The organism is Mesorhizobium sp. M0136 (genome assembly GCF_040322515.1).
GTDB lineage: Bacteria > Pseudomonadota > Alphaproteobacteria > Rhizobiales > Rhizobiaceae > Mesorhizobium.
This window is the reverse complement of the sequence record NZ_JAMYTP010000005.1, coordinates 165,112-184,550: the sequence shown is the minus strand read 5'-3', so window position 1 is coordinate 184,550 and position 19,439 is coordinate 165,112. Positions and strand designations below refer to the sequence as shown.

General features: G+C 62.0%; 16 protein-coding genes and 4 pseudogenes. 8 read left to right on the top strand and 12 right to left on the bottom strand.

The window, feature by feature from the left end:
• Positions 1–83: 83 nt before the first annotated feature.
• From selB to fdnG, 7 genes and pseudogenes are all read right to left on the bottom strand, one after another.
• A pseudogene (gene selB, locus NKJ35_RS08030) lies at positions 84–1,919 on the bottom strand (selenocysteine-specific translation elongation factor); the annotation flags it as partial.
• Entirely contained in the window at positions 1,916–2,707 is a 792-nt protein-coding gene (locus NKJ35_RS08025) for a tetratricopeptide repeat protein (RefSeq protein WP_352646096.1), read from the bottom strand. The gene NKJ35_RS08025 and the pseudogene selB, both read right to left, overlap by 4 nt.
• Positions 2,694–4,115: an L-seryl-tRNA(Sec) selenium transferase gene (gene selA / locus NKJ35_RS08020; protein ID WP_352646094.1), complete on the bottom strand. Its 1,422-nt coding sequence runs from the start codon at positions 4,113–4,115 to the stop codon at positions 2,694–2,696. Before selA ends, NKJ35_RS08025 begins: the two co-directional genes overlap by 14 nt.
• 7 nt (positions 4,116–4,122) lie before the next feature.
• On the bottom strand, positions 4,123–5,043 hold the full coding sequence (gene fdhE / locus NKJ35_RS08015; RefSeq protein ID WP_352646092.1) for a formate dehydrogenase accessory protein FdhE: 921 nt from the start codon (positions 5,041–5,043) through the stop codon (positions 4,123–4,125).
• Positions 5,044–5,155: 112 nt separating this feature from the next.
• Positions 5,156–5,854 (bottom strand): formate dehydrogenase subunit gamma, encoded by a 699-nt coding sequence (locus tag NKJ35_RS08010; protein ID WP_352646090.1) that lies wholly within the window; start codon positions 5,852–5,854, stop codon positions 5,156–5,158.
• Complete coding sequence (fdxH, locus tag NKJ35_RS08005; RefSeq protein ID WP_352646088.1) at positions 5,841–6,791, bottom strand: formate dehydrogenase subunit beta; 951 nt, start codon at positions 6,789–6,791, stop codon at positions 5,841–5,843. Before fdxH ends, NKJ35_RS08010 begins: the two co-directional genes overlap by 14 nt.
• 3 nt (positions 6,792–6,794) lie before the next feature.
• On the bottom strand, positions 6,795–9,890 hold the full coding sequence (fdnG, locus tag NKJ35_RS08000) for a formate dehydrogenase-N subunit alpha (protein ID WP_352646086.1): 3,096 nt from the start codon (positions 9,888–9,890) through the stop codon (positions 6,795–6,797).
• A gap of 476 nt (positions 9,891–10,366) precedes the next feature.
• Here fdnG and selD point away from each other — a divergent pair, with 476 nt between their 5' ends.
• The 3 genes and pseudogenes from selD to NKJ35_RS07985 form a co-directional block, all read left to right on the top strand.
• Positions 10,367–11,443 (top strand): selenide, water dikinase SelD, encoded by a 1,077-nt coding sequence (gene selD / locus NKJ35_RS07995; protein WP_352646084.1) that lies wholly within the window; start codon positions 10,367–10,369, stop codon positions 11,441–11,443.
• A gap of 375 nt (positions 11,444–11,818) precedes the next feature.
• Positions 11,819–12,022 (top strand): annotated as a pseudogene (locus NKJ35_RS07990) (adenylate/guanylate cyclase domain-containing protein); the annotation flags it as partial.
• Between the two features lie 46 nt (positions 12,023–12,068).
• Positions 12,069–12,340 (top strand): annotated as a pseudogene (locus NKJ35_RS07985) (hypothetical protein); the annotation flags it as partial.
• Positions 12,341–12,379: 39 nt separating this feature from the next.
• On the opposite strand, the gene NKJ35_RS07980 reads toward NKJ35_RS07985, so the two are convergent.
• The 3 genes from NKJ35_RS07980 to NKJ35_RS07970 all read right to left on the bottom strand — a co-directional run bounded on the left by NKJ35_RS07980 (position 12,380) and on the right by NKJ35_RS07970 (position 14,575).
• The gene (locus NKJ35_RS07980; protein ID WP_352646082.1) at positions 12,380–13,174 is read right to left on the bottom strand and encodes an SDR family NAD(P)-dependent oxidoreductase; all 795 of its coding nucleotides are present in this window, start codon (positions 13,172–13,174) and stop codon (positions 12,380–12,382) included.
• Positions 13,175–13,217: 43 nt separating this feature from the next.
• A complete protein-coding gene (locus NKJ35_RS07975) occupies positions 13,218–13,715 on the bottom strand; it encodes an SRPBCC domain-containing protein (protein ID WP_352646080.1) in 498 nt (165 codons plus the stop codon).
• Between the two features lie 110 nt (positions 13,716–13,825).
• Positions 13,826–14,575: an SDR family NAD(P)-dependent oxidoreductase gene (locus NKJ35_RS07970; RefSeq protein WP_352646079.1), complete on the bottom strand. Its 750-nt coding sequence runs from the start codon at positions 14,573–14,575 to the stop codon at positions 13,826–13,828.
• Positions 14,576–14,873: 298 nt separating this feature from the next.
• Between NKJ35_RS07970 and NKJ35_RS07965 the strand changes: the two are divergent.
• From NKJ35_RS07965 to NKJ35_RS07955, 3 genes and pseudogenes are all read left to right on the top strand, one after another.
• Positions 14,874–15,080, top strand: a pseudogene (locus NKJ35_RS07965) (helix-turn-helix domain-containing protein); the annotation flags it as partial.
• 154 nt (positions 15,081–15,234) lie between these two features.
• Entirely contained in the window at positions 15,235–15,852 is a 618-nt protein-coding gene (locus NKJ35_RS07960) for an NADPH-dependent F420 reductase (RefSeq protein WP_502904622.1), read from the top strand.
• 3 nt (positions 15,853–15,855) lie between these two features.
• Positions 15,856–16,359, top strand: a complete 504-nt coding sequence (locus NKJ35_RS07955) for an SRPBCC domain-containing protein (RefSeq protein WP_352646075.1) — start codon at positions 15,856–15,858, stop codon at positions 16,357–16,359.
• 149 nt (positions 16,360–16,508) lie between these two features.
• On the opposite strand, the gene NKJ35_RS07950 is transcribed toward NKJ35_RS07955, so the two are convergent.
• A complete protein-coding gene (locus tag NKJ35_RS07950) occupies positions 16,509–17,405 on the bottom strand; it encodes a DUF899 family protein (RefSeq protein ID WP_352646073.1) in 897 nt (298 codons plus the stop codon).
• Here NKJ35_RS07950 and NKJ35_RS07945 point away from each other — a divergent pair.
• Positions 17,404–17,709: a hypothetical protein gene (locus NKJ35_RS07945; protein ID WP_352646071.1), complete on the top strand. Its 306-nt coding sequence runs from the start codon at positions 17,404–17,406 to the stop codon at positions 17,707–17,709. The genes NKJ35_RS07950 and NKJ35_RS07945 overlap by 2 nt on opposite strands.
• Here NKJ35_RS07945 and NKJ35_RS07940 read toward each other — a convergent pair.
• Entirely contained in the window at positions 17,693–18,610 is a 918-nt protein-coding gene (locus NKJ35_RS07940; RefSeq protein WP_352646069.1) for an NADP-dependent oxidoreductase, read from the bottom strand. The genes NKJ35_RS07945 and NKJ35_RS07940 overlap by 17 nt on opposite strands.
• A 252-nt stretch (positions 18,611–18,862) precedes the next feature.
• Between NKJ35_RS07940 and NKJ35_RS07935 the strand changes: the two genes are divergently transcribed.
• On the top strand, positions 18,863–19,096 hold the full coding sequence (locus tag NKJ35_RS07935) for a hypothetical protein (protein WP_352507602.1): 234 nt from the start codon (positions 18,863–18,865) through the stop codon (positions 19,094–19,096).
• Positions 19,097–19,439: the final 343 nt, after the last annotated feature.

Below are 19,439 nucleotides of genomic sequence, written 5' to 3'. Positions count from 1 at the left end.
CGGAACAGGTCCAGCCTGCGCCTGTTTAGACGGCGCAAGTCTCCCCGCCGCAGCGTCACGCCGTGCCGATCGAGAAATTCGAGGATATGGATGGCGACCTTGCGTCCGCTGCCCACGCGATCGCGAAATTGAGCAGCGGTGAACTGCCCTGTAGGCATCGACGCAGCGAGGTCGCGCGCGATCTCGACGATCTGCGCCAATGCCTCGCGCTGGAAGAAATGGTCATGAGCGACCTCGTGGACCTTCCCCATGCGGCCGGCAAGCTTCAGAAGCCGCCGGATTTCGGTGTCCGGCGAGCCCAGCACCTCGGCAATATCCCACACCCTCGGCGGATGGAATCGTTCGGGTCCGCCAATGAGAGGCTGGATCTGCAGCCAGAGAGTTTCATCCTTTGCCGTCAGATGCGCCTCATGACCGGGTAGTCGCACCCAGGCGCCGTCCAAGGCAACTTCTCCAGCGTGCGAAAGGCTCCGCAGAACTGCTATGAAAGAGGAGGCCGGCAGACGTGGATCAAGCCCAATACGCAGTCTTTCCATTCCTACGCCGGGCAAATCCGGATTGTCGGCATGGAAGGTCACCAGGGTCGCGGCCAAGTCGCGCTTAAATCGCAACCAGCGCTCCGGCGACAGCACGAGAAGCATTTCTCCGACGGTAAAACGGACAAGCCCGAGTTGATCGATCAGGCCTTCCATCTCGCAGTCACTAAGCGCCCTGTCGCGCGCAAAAGCCTTCAGGTCGAAATAGTGGGGCGGCGCATCAAGGAGTGCGGCGGCGGCCAGTTCGGGCGCCAATAGCGCATGGGCATCGAGTTGGATCAGCCGTTCCGGCGCGCGGCGTTTGCGGCTGGGCGCCCGCAGATCGAGAAAATGTCCGCCGCCGATGGTTCGCTGCGCGGAGGTGTCGCGCACCACGTAAACGTCGCCGGCAGCGGCCGCGATCGGACTGTCCAGCACCAATTGAACATTGGCCGTGCCGCCAGGCCCGATCGGTTCGTCTCCGAGGAGTACGATGCGTGCCCCGACCTCCGTCGCGGCATGGTGGAGCCGCACCGGAAACCATTGGCCGATCGGCTTGCGTTCACCCGGCAGAACGCGAAGGCTTGCATCGATCCGGTCCGACGGCGCGTGAAGCTCCGGATCGACAATAACGTCGCCGCGCCGGATCGCCTCCTTGAAAACCCTTTCGCCGGTCAGATTGAGCGCGCAGCGGTCTCCTACCCGACCGCGTTCGGCCGGCCGGTTCTGGGCGTGGATCGATCGAACCCGCGCAAGCAATCCTGACGGGCTTACGACCACGTTGTCCCCAACACCGAGAGAACCCGAAAGCACGGTGCCCGTCACGACGGTGCCCACGCCGCGCAGCGTGAACGAGCGGTCCACCGCTAATCGAAAACGGCCCGAAACTGCACGCCGGACAAGATGCGACGCCTCCTCGAACAAGAGATACCTGAGTTCATCGATGCCTTCGCCTGTAACGACCGAGACGGGAATCAGGTGGGCCTCGGCAAGCATCGTCCCGGCAAGCACCGAGCGGATATCGTTCGCCACCGCAGTGCGGCGCTCGGGACCGGCCAGATCGCATTTCGTGAGCAGGACGGCGCCGCGCTTGACACCGAGCAGATCGACGATGGCGAGATGCTCCCGGGTTTGCGGCATGACGCCGTCGTCGGAGGCCACCACGAGCAACACGAAGTCGATGCCGCTGGCGCCGGCCAGCATCGTGTGTACGAAACGCTCGTGCCCGGGAACATCGACGAAACCAATGCTATCCCCCCCCGGCACCGGCAAATAGGCGAAGCCGAGATCGATCGTCATGCCGCGTGTCTTTTCCTCCTGCAAACGATCGGTGTCTATACCGGTCAGCGCATACACCAGCGCAGTTTTGCCATGGTCGACATGTCCCGCCGTGCCAACGATCATGATGATGCGGCCTCCGGCCACGGCGCGGCGGCGCGACGCTCGGCCTCGGCGGCATCGCCCGCGCTCAATTCGGCCCGCACCGCAGCCAGATAGCGGCCGGCAAGGGCGCTGCCGCCTGCCTGGGCACGCAGGAGCCAAACCAGCGCCTCGACCGCGTCAGCCGGCACGCCCGTGCCAAGATGGCAGGCGGCACCGAGCATTGCCTGCCCTTCCGCGTCTCCTCGCATGGCAGCACGGCGCCACCAGCGGACAGCCTCGTGGGGATCGCGCGGCACGCCGAGCGCATTGTGATAAAGCATGCCGATCCGGGTCATCGCGGATGCGATGCCTTGGTCGGCCGCGGCAAGCGCCCAGCGTCGCGCCTCGCCGACATCGGGAAGCATCACTTCGCCCTCCAGCAGCATCCAGCTCAGCATATCCTGCGCCGGTCCGTCGCCAGTTTCCGCTGCGGCCCGATAGAGCTCGGCCGCCCGGCGAAAGTTCTGCTCGACGCCTTCGCCGCGGAAATAAAGCGACGCCAAATTTCTTTGCCCGACAGGATCCCCTGCCTCGGCGGCGAGCGCCAGCCAGCGAAAGGCCATTTCCGCATCACGCTTGACGCCGAGCCCTTCGGCGAAGCAGGCGCCGATATTGTTCTGAGCGCGGGCAACGCCCCGGCGAGCGAGCGGCTCCCATATGGAGAGAGCCACGGCATGGTCGCCTCGCCGCGCGGCTTCGAGGGCCTCGGTCATGCGTGCGGCCACAGGCGTCTCGGCTGGGCGGCGCGCAAGGCGATCAAGCCAGCGCATCGGTTCCTCCCGGATTTAAGCCGGCAAGATTGGCGATGAAGTTCGCCTCGTCTTCCAGACAGCGCAAATCGAGCACGAGCGCCTGGTTTTCGATGCGCCCGATCACGGGGACGCCCAGCCCACGCAGCGCAGCCGCAAGCGCTTCGAGCGCCCGGCCGCTCCCTGAGCGCGGCTTGAGTGCAAGCCCGGCGCTTGGCACAGTTTCGAGCGGCAGCGCGCCGGATCCGACTTGGCTCCGGCACTCCACCGTGTCGACCGCAAAGGCTTCGCCCACGGCGTCAGCAACCAGGGGAGCAAGGCGCTTTGCCTGCGCTGCAATCTCCCTCACCGAGCGCGAGAGCAGCCTTAGCGTCGGCAGGCGCTCGGCCAGGCGGTCTGGGTCGCGGTAGAGCTTCAACGTCGCTTCGAGCGCGGCCAAACGAAGCTTGTCGACCCTGAGCGCCCGCTTCATCGGGTTGCGGCGGATCGCTGCGAGCAGGTCCCTGCAGCCGACGATGAAACCCGCCTGCGGACCGCCGAGCAGCTTGTCGCCGGAGAATGTGACGAGATCGGCGCCGTCGGCGACCGCCTCGCGCACGGTCGGCTCGCGCCGAAGGCCGTAGCGGGCTAGATCTACCAGCGTGCCCGAACCGAGATCATGGACCAGCGGTATCCCATGCACCTTGGCGATTGAAGCGAGCTCGGGTGCCCGGATCTCGGCCGTGAATCCTTCGACCCGGTAGTTCGATGTGTGCACCTTGAGGATGAGCCCGGTCTGCGGGCCGATCGCCGCGACATAGTCTTTGCGATGCGTGCGGTTGGTGGTGCCGACCTCGACAAGCCTGGCGCCGGCGCGCGTCATGATCTCGGGCATCCGGAAAGAGCCGCCGATCTCGATCAACTCGCCCCGCGAAACGATCGCTTCGCGACCGAGCGCCAGCGTGTTGAGGACGAGAAGGACGGCGGCCGCGTTGTTGTTGACGACGGTTGCATCCTCGGCTCCGGTCAGCTCGCAAACGAGCGATCGAAGATGATCGTCCCGTTCGCCGCGCCCGCCGTTCTCGACATCGAATTCGAGAGCCACCGCTTCGCTCATTGCCAGCCGAACAGCATCGACCGCCTCCTTCGCAAGGAGGGCACGTCCGAGATTGGTATGCAGCACCGTTCCGGTCAGGTTGAAAACGGGCCGCAGGGAAGGTCGTTCGCCATCCTTGAGCTGCAAGAGTGCGTCGCCGGCAAGATCATTTGCCTCCGGCACGATCGCTCCGGTATTGCGGGAGGCCATTCGCGCATCGGCGACGGCTCGGCGAATGGCCTCCGTCGCGGCCTGCCGTCCGAAGCGCTCGATTGCGGCCACCGCCAGCGGGGTCCTCAGCACTTGGTCGACCGACGGAAGATTGCGTAAAGGGTTTGCGGATGAAGTGGTCATCGTATCGTCAGTAGCCAACCAGGAACGGATTGAACGATCCGCGGCGATGGCCACCCTCGCGGATGAGCAGGTCGAGGCCGAGCGTCGCCACGTCGTCGGCGACCGGATCGAGAGCCGGTTCCTTGTGCTGGGATAGGATCTTTACATAGCAGCCGCATGCATCGCAGGTCTCGGCTTTGACCGTGCCAGAGCCTCCCTCGATTTCCTGATAGCCTATCCCCTTGGTCGAGCCGCACAGCGTACATTTGATACGGACGTGGTTCCACAATGTTCCACACAGCGCGCAGACGCAGAACCGCGCCCCGTGTGCGCCGTGCCAACCGACGATGATCGAGGATACGGGCGGCCCACCGCAGGCCGGACAGGCGCCGTCGGCAACCGGAACCAGCTTCGAGCTGTCGAGATATGCCGCGAGGCGGGCGAAGTGAACCTGCAGCGCGGCCGCGACATAGACATGCTCGGCAAGCGCGTTCATTGGGATCGCATCGGTGAGCACATTGCGCACCATGGATTCGACCCCGAACGCATCGATATTCGCGAGCCTGTCCAAGGCGGCTGCGGCCGCCTCGGGTTTTTCGATCGTGGCTACCACTTCGAACAGGCGGCCGAGCGTCATTCCAAGGGCGGCATCCGAAGTGAATTGGTTGCGATCGAGCGGCGGCATACTGAAGGTTCGTGCACGCTCGCGCGCCTCCGCGGTCGGCAATTCGACATCTGGCAAGCCGTCCTGGATGCGGTGCTGCGCATCCGTCAGTGCAGCGAGGAAGCGGAGATAGGGGCCGAGCTGGTGGTCATCCGCCAACACATTCAATCGTTCGGAGCGGCGAATGAACAAGGTCCGCGGATCAGGCAGGCGCGCAAAGGGTGGGGCCGAGACCTCGCCGATTACAGTCGGGTCAGGGCGTGACGGATCTTGTTGCCTTGGCATTTCAACCTCACGAACCTCACGGGCCACGTGGTCGGCTTGATACTGCTCCAGCGCAATTCTACGAAAAGTATAACGGCTTTCCGTCCGGAATTGCGCAAAAATAAATGCCCGCTCATTCGGCGGGATTCGATCCCGAACGTCCGTCCGGTTTGCGTGCGATCAGTTCACGCAGCCATTTGCGATGATGCCGCCAAGCCCAGCCGCCGGTCACCCGTCCGCGCGTCATGGCGGGAATGGTGCCGCGTACCCAGATGGCCGAATAGAAATGGATAATCCACACGCCGATGATCGCCACGGCAGCGATCGAATGGACAAGCAGCGCCACCCGCTGCTGACCGATCGTGGTGTAAGCGGCGAAATATTGTTGCCAGATGACAATGCCGCTCGAAATCAGGATGATGATGAGGATCGACATTGACCAGAAGACGAGCTTCTGGCCGGCATTGTACTTGCCGACTTCGGGGACGTTGTCCTCGTGATTGGATAATACGTCACGGAAACGTGCGAGCCACGTTCCGTCCTCGGGCCTCCACAAATTGGCCTTCCAGAACCTAAGGAAAAGCCCAAGGAAGCTGAAGAAGAGCAAGACGCCGATCCACGGGTGAATGAAGCGCGTGAACTGGCCGCCGCCAAACAGCCCCGACAGGAAGAACAGGCTCGGGTGAAACATGGCAAGGCCGGACAAGGCGAGCAGGATCAGGCTGGCCGCCGTGATCCAATGGTTGATCCGCGCGCCAACCGTGTAGCGGTCCACGATCACTGGCTTGCCGGGATGTACCTGCTCGTTCGGCTTCACGTCATACGCGGCCATCGTAGTCGCCTTCCGTCAGCTCTTCGGCATGCTCCTCATCCGTCTCGGCAACCCTGTTCGGTCCCATGACCAGATGGTGAAGCAGGCCGACGCCGGCCGCCACGCCGAGAATGGTGAGGCCGGCATATTTGGTCACGCCCTTCCACGCCTCCACGAGCGGGCTGATCTTCGGCTCCTTCGGCAGACCAGAATAGAGTTCCGGCTGGTCGGCATGGTGCAGCACATACATCACATGCGTCCCTCCGACGCCGGGCGGATCGTAGAGGCCGGCATTCGAGTAGCCGCGCGATTTCAGGTCCTTGATGCGGCCGTCGGCGTGCTGTTTCATCTCGTCCTTCGTGCCGAACACGATCGCCTGGGTCGGGCAGGCCTTGGCGCAGGCTGGTCCCTGGCCGACAGCCACGCGGTCGGAGCAGAGCGTGCATTTGTAGGCCGTGTGATCGACTTTGGAGATGCGCGGAATGTTGAACGGGCAACCCTTGATGCAATAGCCGCAGCCGATGCAGTTCTCATGGACGAAATCGACGATACCGTTCGAATACTGCACTATGGCGCCCGGCGCCGGACAAGCCTTGAGGCAGCCCGGGTCAGCGCAGTGCATACAGCCATCCTTGCGGATCAGCCATTCGAGTTCGTTCGTCTCGGGATTGTCCCATTCGCTGTAGCGCATCAGCGTGAACATGTCCGGCGTGAGATCGGCAGGATTCTCATAGACGCCGGCATTGAAGCCGATCTCCGGATGCGTGTCGTTCCACTCGATGCAGGCCGTCTGACACGCCTTGCAGCCGATGCATTTCGAAACATCGATGAGCTTGGCGACCTCCGTCAAGTGCTGCTCGGGCGCAGGAACCCTCGAGGCAGAGCGGCGGATGAGGTCCTTGTCGGAAAAACGCGGTGCGGTATTCGTCGTCGAAGGATTTGGAAGTGGAGGAAACATCGCTTACGCCTCCTGCGCTACCGGCCCGGCGATGGGCTCGATGTTGACAAGGAACGCCTTGTATTCCGGCGTCTCGATGTTGGCGTCGCCGACAAAGGGGGTGAGCATGTTCGGGCCGAAGCCTTTCTTCGCCGCTCCCGTGAAGCCCCAGTGCAGCGGTATCCCGACGATGTGGACGGTCTTGCCATCGCAGGTGAGCGGCCTGATCCGCTTGGTCACCATGGCCTTCGCCACAACGGAACCGCGTTTCGACCAGACGCGCACCCAGCCGCCGTTGGTGATGCCCTTCTCGGCCGCAAGCTGTTCCGAAATTTCCACGAAAAACTCCGGCTGCATCACCGCATTGGTGATGACGTGCTTGGTCCAGAAGTGGAAATGCTCGGTCAGTCGGTAAGAGGTCGCCGCGTAGGGGAACTCCTGCGAAGCCGATTCGGCGAACTGGGCCATATCGCCTTCGAACACCCGCGCTGCGGGGTTGCCGCGGACTTTGGGAGCTATCGGGTTCGCGATGGGCGACTCGAATGGCTCGTAATGCGCCGGGAATGGTCCGTCGCGCATCATGCCCCGGGTAAAGAGGCGCGAGACGCCTTCCGGATTCATGATGAACGGGCCTACCTGATCGGGCTTTGCCGTTGGCAAGATGTCGGGGACATCGTAGCCCGACCATTTCGTGCCGTCCCATTCAATCACCTTGCGGCTTGGATCCCAAGCCTTTCCGGCGAGGTCAGCCGACGCCCTGTTGTAGAGAATGCGGCGGTTGGCGGGCCATGAGAACGCCCATTTGGAATAGGCGCCGGTTTCGTCAGGATCGGTGGTGTCCCGCCTGGCCATGTTGTTGCCGTTTTCGTTGAAGCAGCCGGAATAGATCCAGCAGCCGCAGGAGGTGGAGCCGTCATCGCGCAGCGCGGCGAAGCCCGGCAAGAGCTTTCCGGCCTCGGCCAGCACCTTTGTCGGGTCGGCCGTGTCGGTTACCCTGGCGAGCGCCCTGCCATTGATCTCCTGGGCAAGCTCCTCGGCCTTTGGATCGCCGGGATCGGCATAAGGCCAGTTGAGCTTGACGATCGGATCGGCGAAGGCACCACCTTCCTTGGTGTAGAGTTCCTTCAGGCGCAAATAGAGCTGCGCCATGATCCAGGTATCGCGTTTGGCCTCGCCGGGGGGCGTGCCGCCGGCCCAATGCCACTGCAGCCAGCGCCCCGAATTGACCAGCGAGCCGTCATCCTCGGCGAAGCAGGTGGAGGGAAGCTGGTAGACTTCCGTCTGAATCTGCGACGGATCGACATCGTTGTAGGGCCCGTGGTTCTCCCAGAACCGGCCCGTCTCGGTGTCCAACGGATCCATGATGACGAGGTATTTGAGCTTCGACAGGGACTCGATCACCTTCTTCTTGTTCGGAGCTGCCTGTAGTGGGTTGAAGCCCTGGCAGAAATAGCCGTTCATCTTGCCCTGGTGCATAAGCTCGAAAGCCCGCAGCAGATCGTAGCCCGGCAGGTCGAGCTTCGGCAGGAAGTCATAGGCGAAATCGTTCTCCGGTGTTGCCGCGTTGCCCCACATCGACTTTTGGAAGCTTACGAAGAACTTCCTGTAGTTCTGCCAGTAGCTCATCTGGTTCGGCCGGAGCGGCTTGAAGCCCCGGGTCGACATGTAGGCTGCCAGATCGACCTCCTTCTCAGTCGGCAGCGTCAGATAGCCGGGCAGCAGGTTCGACATCAGCCCGAGGTCGGTCAGCCCCTGGATGTTGGAGTGACCGCGAAGCGCGTTCATGCCGCCGCCGCGTATACCGATGTTGCCGAGAACAAGCTGCAGCATCGCCATGGCGCGGATGTTCTGCGAGCCCTTCGAGTGTTGCGTCCAGCCGAGCGCGTACATCGAGGTCATCGCCTTGGTCGGAGACGACGTCTCGGCGACCATCGCGGCCACCTTCAGGAACCGGTCCTTCGGTGTCCCGCAGATGCGCTCGACCATCTCCGGCGTGTAGACCGCGACATGCTTCTTGAGCAGATTCCAGACGCAGCGGGGATTGGCCAATGTCGCGTCGACAACGGCAAAGCCGTCCGAGCCTATGTCATAGTCCCAACTGGACTTGTCATAGTCTCGCTTCGCCTCGTTATAGCCGGAGAAGAGGCCGTCCTGATAGGTGAAGCCCTCCTTGACAACATATGTCGCGTTGGTGAAGGCCTTCAGATAGTCCCATTGCACCTTGTCGTTCTGGATGCAGTAGTTGATCAGCCCGAGCAGGAAGGCGATGTCCGTTCCCTGGCGGATCGGCGCGTAGAGATCCGATACCGAAGCCGAGCGCGTGAAGCGCGGGTCGATGACGATGAGCTTGGCGCCGCGGTTGGCCTTCGCCTCCGTGACCCATTTGAAGCCGCAAGGATGCGCTTCGGCGGCATTGCCGCCCATGATGACGACGAGATCCGTGTTCCTGATGTCGGTCCAGGAATTCGTCATTGCGCCGCGGCCGAATGTTGGGGCGAGACTCGCCACCGTCGGGCCGTGTCAGACACGTGCCTGGTTGTCGAACACCAGCATGCCCGCGCTGCGGACCACCTTGTAGGTCGCGAACGCGGTTTCATTGGTCGAAGCCGAGGCGGCGAGGAAGCCGGTGGTGATCCACCGGTTGACCGTCACGCCGTCATTGTTCGTGGCGACGAAGTTCTTGTCGCGATCGTCCTTCATCAGGCGGGCGATGCGGCCGAGTGCGTCTTCCCAGCTTATCGGCTCGAACTTGTCCGAGCCCGGTTTGCGGATCATCGGATGTTGCAGACGGGTCGGCGACTTGACAAATCCGAGCAGGGCCGACCCTTTGGGGCACAAGGTGCCGCGATTGGTCGGATGATCAGTGTCACCCTCGATATGGGTGATCTCGGCTGGCTCGCCCTTTCTGAGATCACCCTTCGAATACAAGATTATGCCGCAAGCCACCGAGCAGTATGGACAGGTATTGCGTGTTTCGATGGTGTTCGCGAGCTTGAAGGACCGTATGGCCGCCGCGTGTGCGGCCTCGCTATCGCCGAAGCCGAGGGCTCCCAGCGTAGTACCGGCGAGACCCGCGCCTGCTGTTTGCAGGAACGCGCGTCGAGAAAGATCGATGTTCATGGTTTCCTCCCGAAGCCGATGCCCCACAAGGCAACTCGAACCAACGGTTCAATCCGGGTAACTAGTCTCGGACCAGATAAAATCAATGCCAAAGAACGAGGTGCGTACGGTGCAGCAAAAGTGCCCTCCGAACGGCCTTCCCGCAGCAGGTTCGTGCCCGCAAATCGGCACTGTGTATTATTGTCGAATTTCTTGTCTTGTTTTCGTGACCGCGACTGCGATTGACGAAAACGAACGTATTATAATAAAGTAAAGCGTGGCGATGAAACAGCTCCCGCGGGTCGGGGCGCCTTTCGATCTATACCCAATGACGGCGGTGCCTCGCACGCTGGATACGGTCCTTGCCTTTCCTAACTCAACAAAATCCGCTGAGAGTAAGCGTGCTCCAAACGTGCCGTGCGTCGGGCGATCGTATTTTCCATTCCGGTTGACTTTGATCCCTACTAAAGCGTGGCAGCAGAGGAGGCTCGACGACCATGGCAATCGCCCTCTCGCCTGAAGTCACGGAAGCGCCCGTTGTGCGCCTGACCAGCCTCGCCCATGGCGGCGGTTGCGGCTGCAAGCTGGCGCCGTCAGTGCTGCAGCAGCTTCTCGCCGATCCGGCGGCTGCCAGTCCCTATCATCAGCTTCTCGTCGGCACGGAGACCGGCGACGATGCGGCAGTCTGGCAGCTCGACGGCGCGACTTGCGTCATAGCGACCACCGACTTCTTCATGCCGATGGTAGATAACCCCTACGATTTCGGCCGGATTGCCGCAACCAACGCCCTGTCTGATATCTATGCGATGGGTGGCCGGCCGATCATGGCGTTGGCTATACTCGGCATGCCTCTCGACAAGATCCCGACGCTCACGGCCCGCGAAATCCTGAAAGGTGGCGAAGCTGTCTGCGCCAACGCCGGAATCCCGGTTGCCGGCGGCCATTCAATCGACTCGCCGGAGCCGATTTACGGCCTTGCAGTCATCGGCACGTGCCGACCCGAGGATATCCGACGCAATTCTGATACCAGGCCGGGTGACACCTTGATCCTGACGAAAAGCCTCGGTGTCGGCATCTATTCCGCCGCCATCAAGATGCAGGCGCTTTCCGAGAGCGGCTATCGCGAAATGATCGCTTCCACCACCCTTCTCAACCGGATCGGATCGGAGCTGGCGCAGGACGCGAGCGTCCACGCGGTCACCGACGTGACCGGGTTTGGCTTGCTCGGACATGCTCTCGAGATGGCACGCGGTTCCGGGTGCACGCTGATAATTTGCAGCCGCGACGTGCCGCTGTTTTCCGAAGCTGCCTCGCTCGCGGTCGACGGCCACGTTACCGGCGCATCGTGGCGCAACTGGGCGAGTTATGGCGACGCGGTAAGCTTGCCTCCGGGCATGCCCGAGTGGCGACGCCATCTTCTCACGGACCCACAGACTTCGGGCGGATTGCTGGTTGCTTGCGAGACCAACTGCGCAGCGGCGCTCGTCGAGAGGATCGTGGCGGACGGTTATCCTTCGGCTCGCATCATCGGCCATGCCAGGCCCGGCGCGCCGACAATAGTAGTAGAGGCCTGAACGAATCGGCGAACCTCGTGGCGAACTATCTTATAAAGCATTGAAATAATGATAGCGGTGGGCCCGGAGGACGCTTTGGCTTCGCGGCATTCACATGAATTCCAATGTTTTTCGATGTTTTGTCCTATCTACGGCGCTAGATTCCACCCGATCAAACGCCTCGCTCACCGTTAACGGAAAAGAGAGGGCCACGATGTGTTTCAGTCTCAAGTTGGAAGGTCGCATGGCGCATTGACGATACTTTGCGACGAGCAAGGAGGGGTCTCGATTTGGAGCTGGAGGCGGATTGGCAGCTTCGAGGCTCGGATTATCAGAAGCGGGCCTTCAGTAATCACGTGTCTTCCCGTTATTATGGACACGAGGAGATGCCCCCCAGTGAGCGAGAACCGCAAGTTAGCCGCGATCCTGGCCGCCGACGTGGTCGGGTACAGCCGGGTGGCGAGCGCGGATGAAGACCGTACTTTGGCCAGGTTGCGGGCACTGCGCAGCGACCTGATCGACCCGACCATCGCTGTCCACAACGGACGCGTGATCAAGCGCACAGGCGATGGCGCATTGGTCGGGTTCCGCAGTGTGGTAGTGGTGCGCTAACAACTGCTACGGATGAGGACGGACAAGCAGTGTGCTGGAAGGCGTCAGGCCTCTGTTCACCTGCCAAGCACAGCTCGCACATTCCACGGTGGTTTCAGGCTTTGTCGATAGCCTTGACGAGCCGCGCACGCCTTATATCTCGCCGAAGCAGCTGTCGCAGGCCCTGGGTGTGAAGGTGGCCAACCTGGCCCAGTTGACCGGTGTCCACCGCAACACGCTCCGTAACCCGTCATCGAGCGCCTGCAGGGTCGGATGCGCGAGATGGTGAAAGTGATCTCGGCCGCGACGGAACTCACTGGCGACGTCGACTCGCGCTAGGGAAGCTGGTTTATAATCCGTACACTTTTAGACGATTGACCGAAGTACACCGCCGTCGACGCGCAGACCGGCGCCACTCGTCGCTGACGCTTGCTCCGAACAAACGTAAACAACCATGTTGGCAACTTCTTCGGTCGTCGCAAATCGATTGATCAGTGTTGTCGGGCGCATCGTCGTCAAGAACACTTGCTCCGCTTCCTCTTGGCTGATGCCTTGCGAGTGCGCCAGCTCACTCATCATATTCGACAGGATTTCGGACCTCGTTGGGCCGGGGAGGACCGCGTTAACTGTCACACCCGTTCCGGCGACCGCTTCGGCAAGCCCCCTCGAAATAGCGAGTTGCGCCGTCTTGGTCATGCCATAGTCGATCATCTCTTTCGGGACGTTGAGGGCGGATTCGCTGCTGATGAATACGACCCGTCCCCAACCCCGCGCTGTCATCTTCGGCACATAGTGGCGTGCGGCGCGAACGCCACTCATGACGTTGAGCTGGAAGAGGCTCAGCCAGTCGTCATCGGCGAGATCGAAGAAAGTCTTCGGGCGCGCTGTGCCCACATTGTTGACGAGGATATCCACATCGGGCGCCTGTGCGAACAGAGCTCCGGCCCCCTCGGCTGTCTCCAGATCAGCCGCAACGCCCGTCAGATCAGCCTGTGGGAAAAGCTCGCGAATCTCGCGAAGCGCTGTGGCGACGCGTTCCTCGCCGCGGCCGTTGATCACAACCGAAGCGCCCGCGCGCGCCAGTCCTTCGGCGATGGCGCGACCGATGCCCGCCGTGGAACCCGTTACAACGGCCTTGCGGCCCTTAAGATCGATATTCATGAGTCTATTCCTTCAATTTCGGACTGCGACAGCGACGGCTGTTTTACTTGATGTGTGAGGCAGTGCGTTCGGTTGCGACCTTGGCGAGATCCTCAAGGAGCTTTTCGTGCGTGCGCCAAAAAACATCGGGGGCTTTCTTGCCCAATTCGATCCAGAACGGGCCCTGCATCGTCTCCTCGGTCCAGAGGTGGCATCCATTCGCCGTGGGTGTGATAATCCATGCGTGATAGGCCTTCGAAGTCACCGCGGCCTTCGGGTAGCCGCCCCACGCGATGCGCGTCATGGGCTCGAACTCCTGCACTGACGCGAAGACGTCCTGGCCGGCCAGGTTGGTTTCGAACCGCGTGCCAAGGCGAAGCGATTCGTGCCCATCAAGCAACTGCACGTGTTCGACGCCCGGGTAGAAACCAGGCCAAGCGGCGGGATCTACGAGCAACGACCAGATCGTTTCAGCAGAGGCCGCGACCTCAAGTTCGTTGGTGAAATGGATCGGAGATCGGCTGGGCGTCAGGTCTGCCGGCCATTTGATTGCCTCGAACATGTTGTTCTCCGTGTTGGGACAAAAAACGAGAAAAGTGCCCTACCTGCCTGCGCGAAGTGGTCGGCCGATGCCGAAATTAGCGGCGGCCCCTCAGCGCCAGCGGCCCGGGCTCACACCTGCGCAAAGCCCCCGTCGACGGTCAGCTCGATGCCGGTCACGAACGAACTGTCGTTGGACGCGAGGTAGAGCGCGGCCGCAGCGATATCGTTGGCTTGACCGTTCCTGCCCAGCGGCGTGTCGAGGGCAGTGTGCGCGAAAAAGGCATCGCTCTGCTCCTGGGACAGCCCGGCATTTATGCCGATGGGCGTTTCGGTGTTCCCGGGGGCGAGCGCGTTTACGCGGATATGGCGGGCCTTCAGATCCAAGGTGAGGGTTCGCGCGAGGGAGCGGACCGCAGCTTTGGTGGCCGAGTAGACGCTGAAAGCCGGAGCGCCCTTCGAGCCCGACACGGACGACGTGAGAATGATCGAGGCGCCGTCTCGGAGCACCGGCAACAGCGTTTGCACGGTGAAGAATGTGCCCTTCAAATTGGTCGTGACGGTTCGATCGAACGCTTCTTCGCTCACTTCGCCGACCGGCGCGAACGTAGCGACGCCGGCGTTGGCAAACAGGACGTCGGCGAAGCCGTAGGTCTTGGCGACGTGGTCGCGAAGAGCAGCGAGATCCGCCATCTTTGTGATGTTGGCGAGGACCGGATCCAGGCCCCGCCCCAACGCCTGCGCGGCACGTCGAACCTTCTCGCCGTGCTGGTCCACCATCACGACTACTGCGCCCTCGGCCGCAAACCGCTTCGCGGTGGCAAGGCCGATGCCGCTTGCCGCACCGGTGACAACGGCTATCCGACCATCAAGTCTTCCCATGTCGGCTTCTCCTTTTCGTTCGTCCAGGACCGACGATCATCTCGCCCCCTCGCAAGCAAATGGGATCGAACGCGCTCAGGCGGGATTGACGATTTCTCGACAGCGCCTGTGCGTTGGCGCACCGCCTGTTCCCAGGGGATGGTGTTCGCACTGGCTGCGAATGCCGCAGAATAGCCGATTACCGAGGTATGGGAGCTGCAGCGAAACTAGAATTGTGGAGTCGACGAAGAGATTCGCACCATTCCTGCTATTTAATACGTGTTTCAACACCGCACCTTGCGGTGCAAGGTTGCACCACATGATTGACTGGGGCGACGTTCGCTACTTTCTTGCCATCTCGCGGGAAGGCTCGGTTCGGGCCGCCGCCGAGCGCCTCAAGGTAAACCACTCGACTGTGCTGCGACGCATTGCCCAACTGGAACAGCGCCTCGGCGCGTACCTGTTCGAGAAGCTACCCTCAGGCTATCGTCTCACGGATGCGGGTGAGGGAGTCCTCGAGTTCGCTGTCCCTGGCCACGGATGTCGACCTCCATTGGGACGCCGAGACGCGACCAATCCGTGAATGGTGCGCCGATGCACAGCCGCTGTCGAGAAATCGCCAATCCCGGTTGAGGCTCCACGACCTTAGCTAAGCTCCAGAATGTACCGGCAATTCGCCGATCTGGAGATATGAAATGACTTACGCAATCATAGGCGCCGGGGCCGTCGGTCAGGCGCTCGCGAAAATGTTCGCCCGCAAGGGTATCGAAGTGGCCATAGCAAGCACACGTGCGCCCAAGGCGCTCGCGCCGCTCGCAACGGCCATCGGAACCACGGTCATCCCCAGCTCCCTGAACGAAGCGATCAAGGCCGACATTATCCTGCTGGCTGTTCCGTTCTGGGCGCACGGGGAGGTTGCGAACACTGCCAAGGACTGGCGGGGCAAGATCATTATCGATGTGACGAACGCCTACGGCGTCTCACCAAGCGATTTGGGCAGCCTCCCGTCTTCGGCCGTGGTCGCCAAGGCGTTTGGCGCTGCCGCGCTTGTCAAGGCGTTCAACCACCTGCCTGCAGGCGTCCTTGTTCAGGAGCCCTCCATCGACGGCTGGCGGCGAGTGGTTTTTCTCTCCAGCGACAATGACAGCGCCCTTCCGGTGGTGTCCACGCTGGTCGAGCAACTCGGCTATGCACCGGTCAACCTTGGAAGGCTCGCAGAGGGTGGGCTGCTCATTCAGGCGCGAGGAAACACCTGGGCGCCTTTAATCTTCAAAGATCTCTTCAAGAAGCAGGCCTGAGCCATGTATGATCGTGTAATATGGCCTGACCATTTCGACCCGAAGATTTCGTCGATCTACGCACTCAATGACATTGACGTGAAAGCCCCGCCTGAAGTGGTGTGGGAGCTGCTGGTCGACGCCGAGAACTGGTCGAGCTACTTTCCTCCTGAGGATCAGGTCAAGATCCTGACCGGTGAGCCTAAACTGGCGCTCGGAGCCAGATTCAGTCGGGTGACGGTTGGATTTCCGATGAGCCTTGTCGTGACGGAGTGCGAGCCCGGCCACAGGCTCGCGTGGAAAACGGTGGTCGACGGCGACGAGACCGGCTCGACCGCCTATCACGGTTGGGTCATCACTCCCACGGACACGGGTTGCCATGTGCTGACGGAAGAGACGCAGCAGGGCCCGTGGTTCCTCGACGTGCTCGGACACAAGCACCCCGGTGGGCTCTACCGCTATCATCAGCAGTGGGTCGAAGACCTTGCTCGCGCTGCCGAGGCGGAAGCGGCGAGGACGGCGCGCTAATTCCGCATCTGCGTCTTCTTCGCTCGCGGCTGATTTAGGGCGTCCGCCTTAGGCACATCCCCGCGATAAGAAGCGCTCACGTGCTTGCATGACACGCTCTCTATTGGCGAATGCCCGCTTCGCCAAGGCAGGCGCGCAAGTTGCGGATGTCACGGCTTTGGCACGAACTCGAGCAACGGCGCGTAGGGCGGCCCCACAAGTGGTGGATAGCGGCGGTAGGTGTTGTAGACCGCTCCGTCCTCCATCGCGAAGACGCTCCACCCTGCGCTCACCGACACGGCCGACTGGAGGTCCGGCGCACCGACGTCGTCGCGGTAGTCCTGCAGCCATTGCGGGGCCTCGCGGAGCAGCTGCCCCATGTCGAACTCATCGCGGACGATTCCGAACATCTCCTCCCGGCGGAACGCGAAGCCGTAGTCGAACAGGAAGTCGTCGCCATAACCCGACACGTAGGGCATCGTCCACCCGCGCTGTGCCTTAGTCGCCACCAGCTTCTCCAGCGGCGCCCGCGACATCGCGATGAGCGTCACGCCGCGGTTGTTCACGTGCGTGACCATGCAGCCCAGCCCATCGCCAACCGAGGTGCAGCCCGGGCACGCCACCTTCCAGTCCTCCCCGTACATCAGGTGGTAGATGAGGAGCTGCGAGCGGCCATCGAACAGCTCCGGCAAGGACTTGGGCCCGTCGACGGTGGCGAAGGTGTAGTGCTTTTCGACCGGGACCCAGGGCAACTCCCGCCGCTGCTTGGTGACACGCTGTTCGTGCGCCGCCAGCTCCTGCTCGGCCGCCAATAGTTCCTTACGGGCGGCCTGCCACTCCTGCTCAGTCGCGACCTTCATCCGACCTTCCCTATATTCGACCCCGTCCTTGTTGAAACCGTGCGGGAGCAGAAACCTCATCGGCACCTCGACGGCCTCCGCCACCCGTCCGTCCTCGAGGCGCAGGACGGACAGGGCGAGCCGACGGTAGCCCGGCTCGCCCGGCGGGCACAAGAGCAGCACCGTCTGGTTGGTCCCGAAGCGGTCGTGCCTGGATGTGGTGCTCATGACCGTCGCGCCAACGGCGCCGGGCACCATCGCCATGCCGTACAGCATTAGCGCCGAGAATCCGAACATGCCGAACAGCCACCATCACCAGGAACCAATCGTGCAGGGAGAGGTTGCCGATGTCGCGCCAATCGTCCGCGATGAACGGGAACAGCGCCAATACACCGATCGCGACACGGAGAATCTAAGCGGCGAAGACTGGCATGGCCGAGGCAATTATCTTGCTGATGGTATCTTGCTGATGGGAGTAGACGAGGAGAGAGGAACCGCCCTCTCTCCCCGAGTTCTTACGGACGAACGCTGATGACTGTCTTTCCCGTGCGTCGCTCGGTTGAGTTGAAGGTGGCGACGGCATCATCCATGCTCGAGACCTTGCCGATGTTCGTCCGCAGTCGTCCATCCCGGATCCGCTGAACTATCTCCGAAAGCTGGGCTCGATCAGCCTCGACGACGAAGTCAACCGTCAGGCCATCTGCAGGTCGAATATCCGTTGGTCCGACGACTGTCACAAGCGTTCCTCCGGCCCGGACCAGCGTTGCGGACCGTTTCTGAATATCGCCGCCGATGACATCGAACACCAGATCGACACCGCCGACCTCTTCCAAGGTGTCATTCCCGAGATCGATGAATTCATTTGCACCGAAGTCGAGCGCCTTCTGGCGGTCGGCGGCGCGTCCGGTGCCAATGACATAAGCTCCGGCCTCCCTTGCAAGCTGCGCCACCATCGAACCGACGGCACCGGCCGCGCCATGCACCAGAACGCTCTGCCCCGCCCGAATGCGGCCATGCTGGAACAGTCCCTGCCACGCGGTCAGGCCGGAGATCGGCAGGCTCGCGCCCACCGTGAAGTCGACGTCGCCGGGGAGTGGCGCGAGATTGCGTGCCTCCATGGCGACATACTCGGCGAGCGTGCCGTCGCGATGCCAGTCGGCGAGGCCGAACACCCGCTGACCGATTGAAAGCCCCGTGGTGCCGTAGCCGAGGGCCGTGACCACACCGGCCAGCTCATGGCCGAGGATCGACGGCGTCCGGTCACGGAAGGCTCGATCGGCCCAGGTTGAAGGCCACTCCAGTTCGGTGTTGACGAATCCCGCCGCATGAACTTGTACGACGATATCGTTTATTGCCGCCTGCGGTTCGGGCCGCTGGCCCAGCTTCATTCCGGCCGTTCCTGCAGCCTGGTCCGTCACTACGATCGCTTTCATGGGAATTGTCTCCTCAGTGATTTGTTGGTTCGGGGTAAATTGCTGGCGTGGAAGGTCTTTTCGATCTCTCACGCAGTTAGACTAGGTCCCCATAAAGGTATGTCATCACGCCGAGCCGCAGCACGCCCTCGTTGCCGGTCGAGTAATACCGCTACTTCAGCGCCGCCGACAGGATTCCAATGACGGTCTCATCGGTATCGGCGAGCCGCGAATCCATGCTAAGCCGCCGCCCTGTACGAAAGGACGACATCTGTGAGCGAACTGACCGTGGCCGAGGCGACCGAAAGTATCTATGCCTCGCTCCGGGCGGGCAATGCCGACATCGACGCAGGTATCGCGACGCTCAAGGCAGCGCTCACACGAGAGGGGATAAAACAGGCGGTGTTCGATCCGACCAAGTTGGCGCAGAACAATCGCTCGGGCCGCAAGTTGATGCAGGCTTATTTTCGGCAGCGCGGCGTGAGCGTGAGGTTTTCGGACCAATAAGACCGAGCGCGGGCGATCTCAGGCGCGCCGTTGGGAGTGATGGGCCAATCCGGCGATCTGCCAACTGTAGTCGGGACTGCGCCGCTTACCAGACATGAGACCATGCCGCGCTGCACGCTCACAGATGGACCCTCGCAATCCTGAAGCCGGAGGACCAGCAAGAGCGTCGAGCAGCAGAGGCGCTCGGCCGAAGCGTCTCGCCAGCTGCCGTGCTTCAAATTATTGCAAGACGTTCAAATTTGACCTTCCGCATTCATGCTCTGTCGAGCGTGTCTCTTAGAGGCGCTTAAACCTTCTGCGCCGTAGGTTTTTATCGGGCTGAATCGCCGTCAGCGACGATGAC

Bases quoted from the DNA above. Each gene is read 5' to 3' on its own strand.
- NKJ35_RS08025 (WP_352646096.1), bottom strand. From the start codon at position 2,707: ATGCGCTGGCTTGATCGCCTTGCGCGCCGCCCAGCCGAGACGCCTGTG.
- selA (WP_352646094.1), bottom strand. From the start codon at position 4,115: ATGACCACTTCATCCGCAAACCCTTTACGCAATCTTCCGTCGGTCGAC.
- fdhE (WP_352646092.1), bottom strand. From the start codon at position 5,043: ATGCCAAGGCAACAAGATCCGTCACGCCCTGACCCGACTGTAATCGGC.
- NKJ35_RS08010 (WP_352646090.1), bottom strand. From the start codon at position 5,854: ATGGCCGCGTATGACGTGAAGCCGAACGAGCAGGTACATCCCGGCAAG.
- fdxH (WP_352646088.1), bottom strand. From the start codon at position 6,791: ATGTTTCCTCCACTTCCAAATCCTTCGACGACGAATACCGCACCGCGT.
- selD (WP_352646084.1), top strand. From the start codon at position 10,367: ATGGCAATCGCCCTCTCGCCTGAAGTCACGGAAGCGCCCGTTGTGCGC.
- NKJ35_RS07980 (WP_352646082.1), bottom strand. From the start codon at position 13,174: ATGAATATCGATCTTAAGGGCCGCAAGGCCGTTGTAACGGGTTCCACG.
- NKJ35_RS07975 (WP_352646080.1), bottom strand. From the start codon at position 13,715: ATGTTCGAGGCAATCAAATGGCCGGCAGACCTGACGCCCAGCCGATCT.
- NKJ35_RS07970 (WP_352646079.1), bottom strand. From the start codon at position 14,575: ATGGGAAGACTTGATGGTCGGATAGCCGTTGTCACCGGTGCGGCAAGC.
- NKJ35_RS07955 (WP_352646075.1), top strand. From the start codon at position 15,856: ATGTATGATCGTGTAATATGGCCTGACCATTTCGACCCGAAGATTTCG.
- NKJ35_RS07945 (WP_352646071.1), top strand. From the start codon at position 17,404: ATGACCGTCGCGCCAACGGCGCCGGGCACCATCGCCATGCCGTACAGC.
- NKJ35_RS07950 (WP_352646073.1), bottom strand. From the start codon at position 17,405: ATGAGCACCACATCCAGGCACGACCGCTTCGGGACCAACCAGACGGTG.
- NKJ35_RS07940 (WP_352646069.1), bottom strand. From the start codon at position 18,610: ATGAAAGCGATCGTAGTGACGGACCAGGCTGCAGGAACGGCCGGAATG.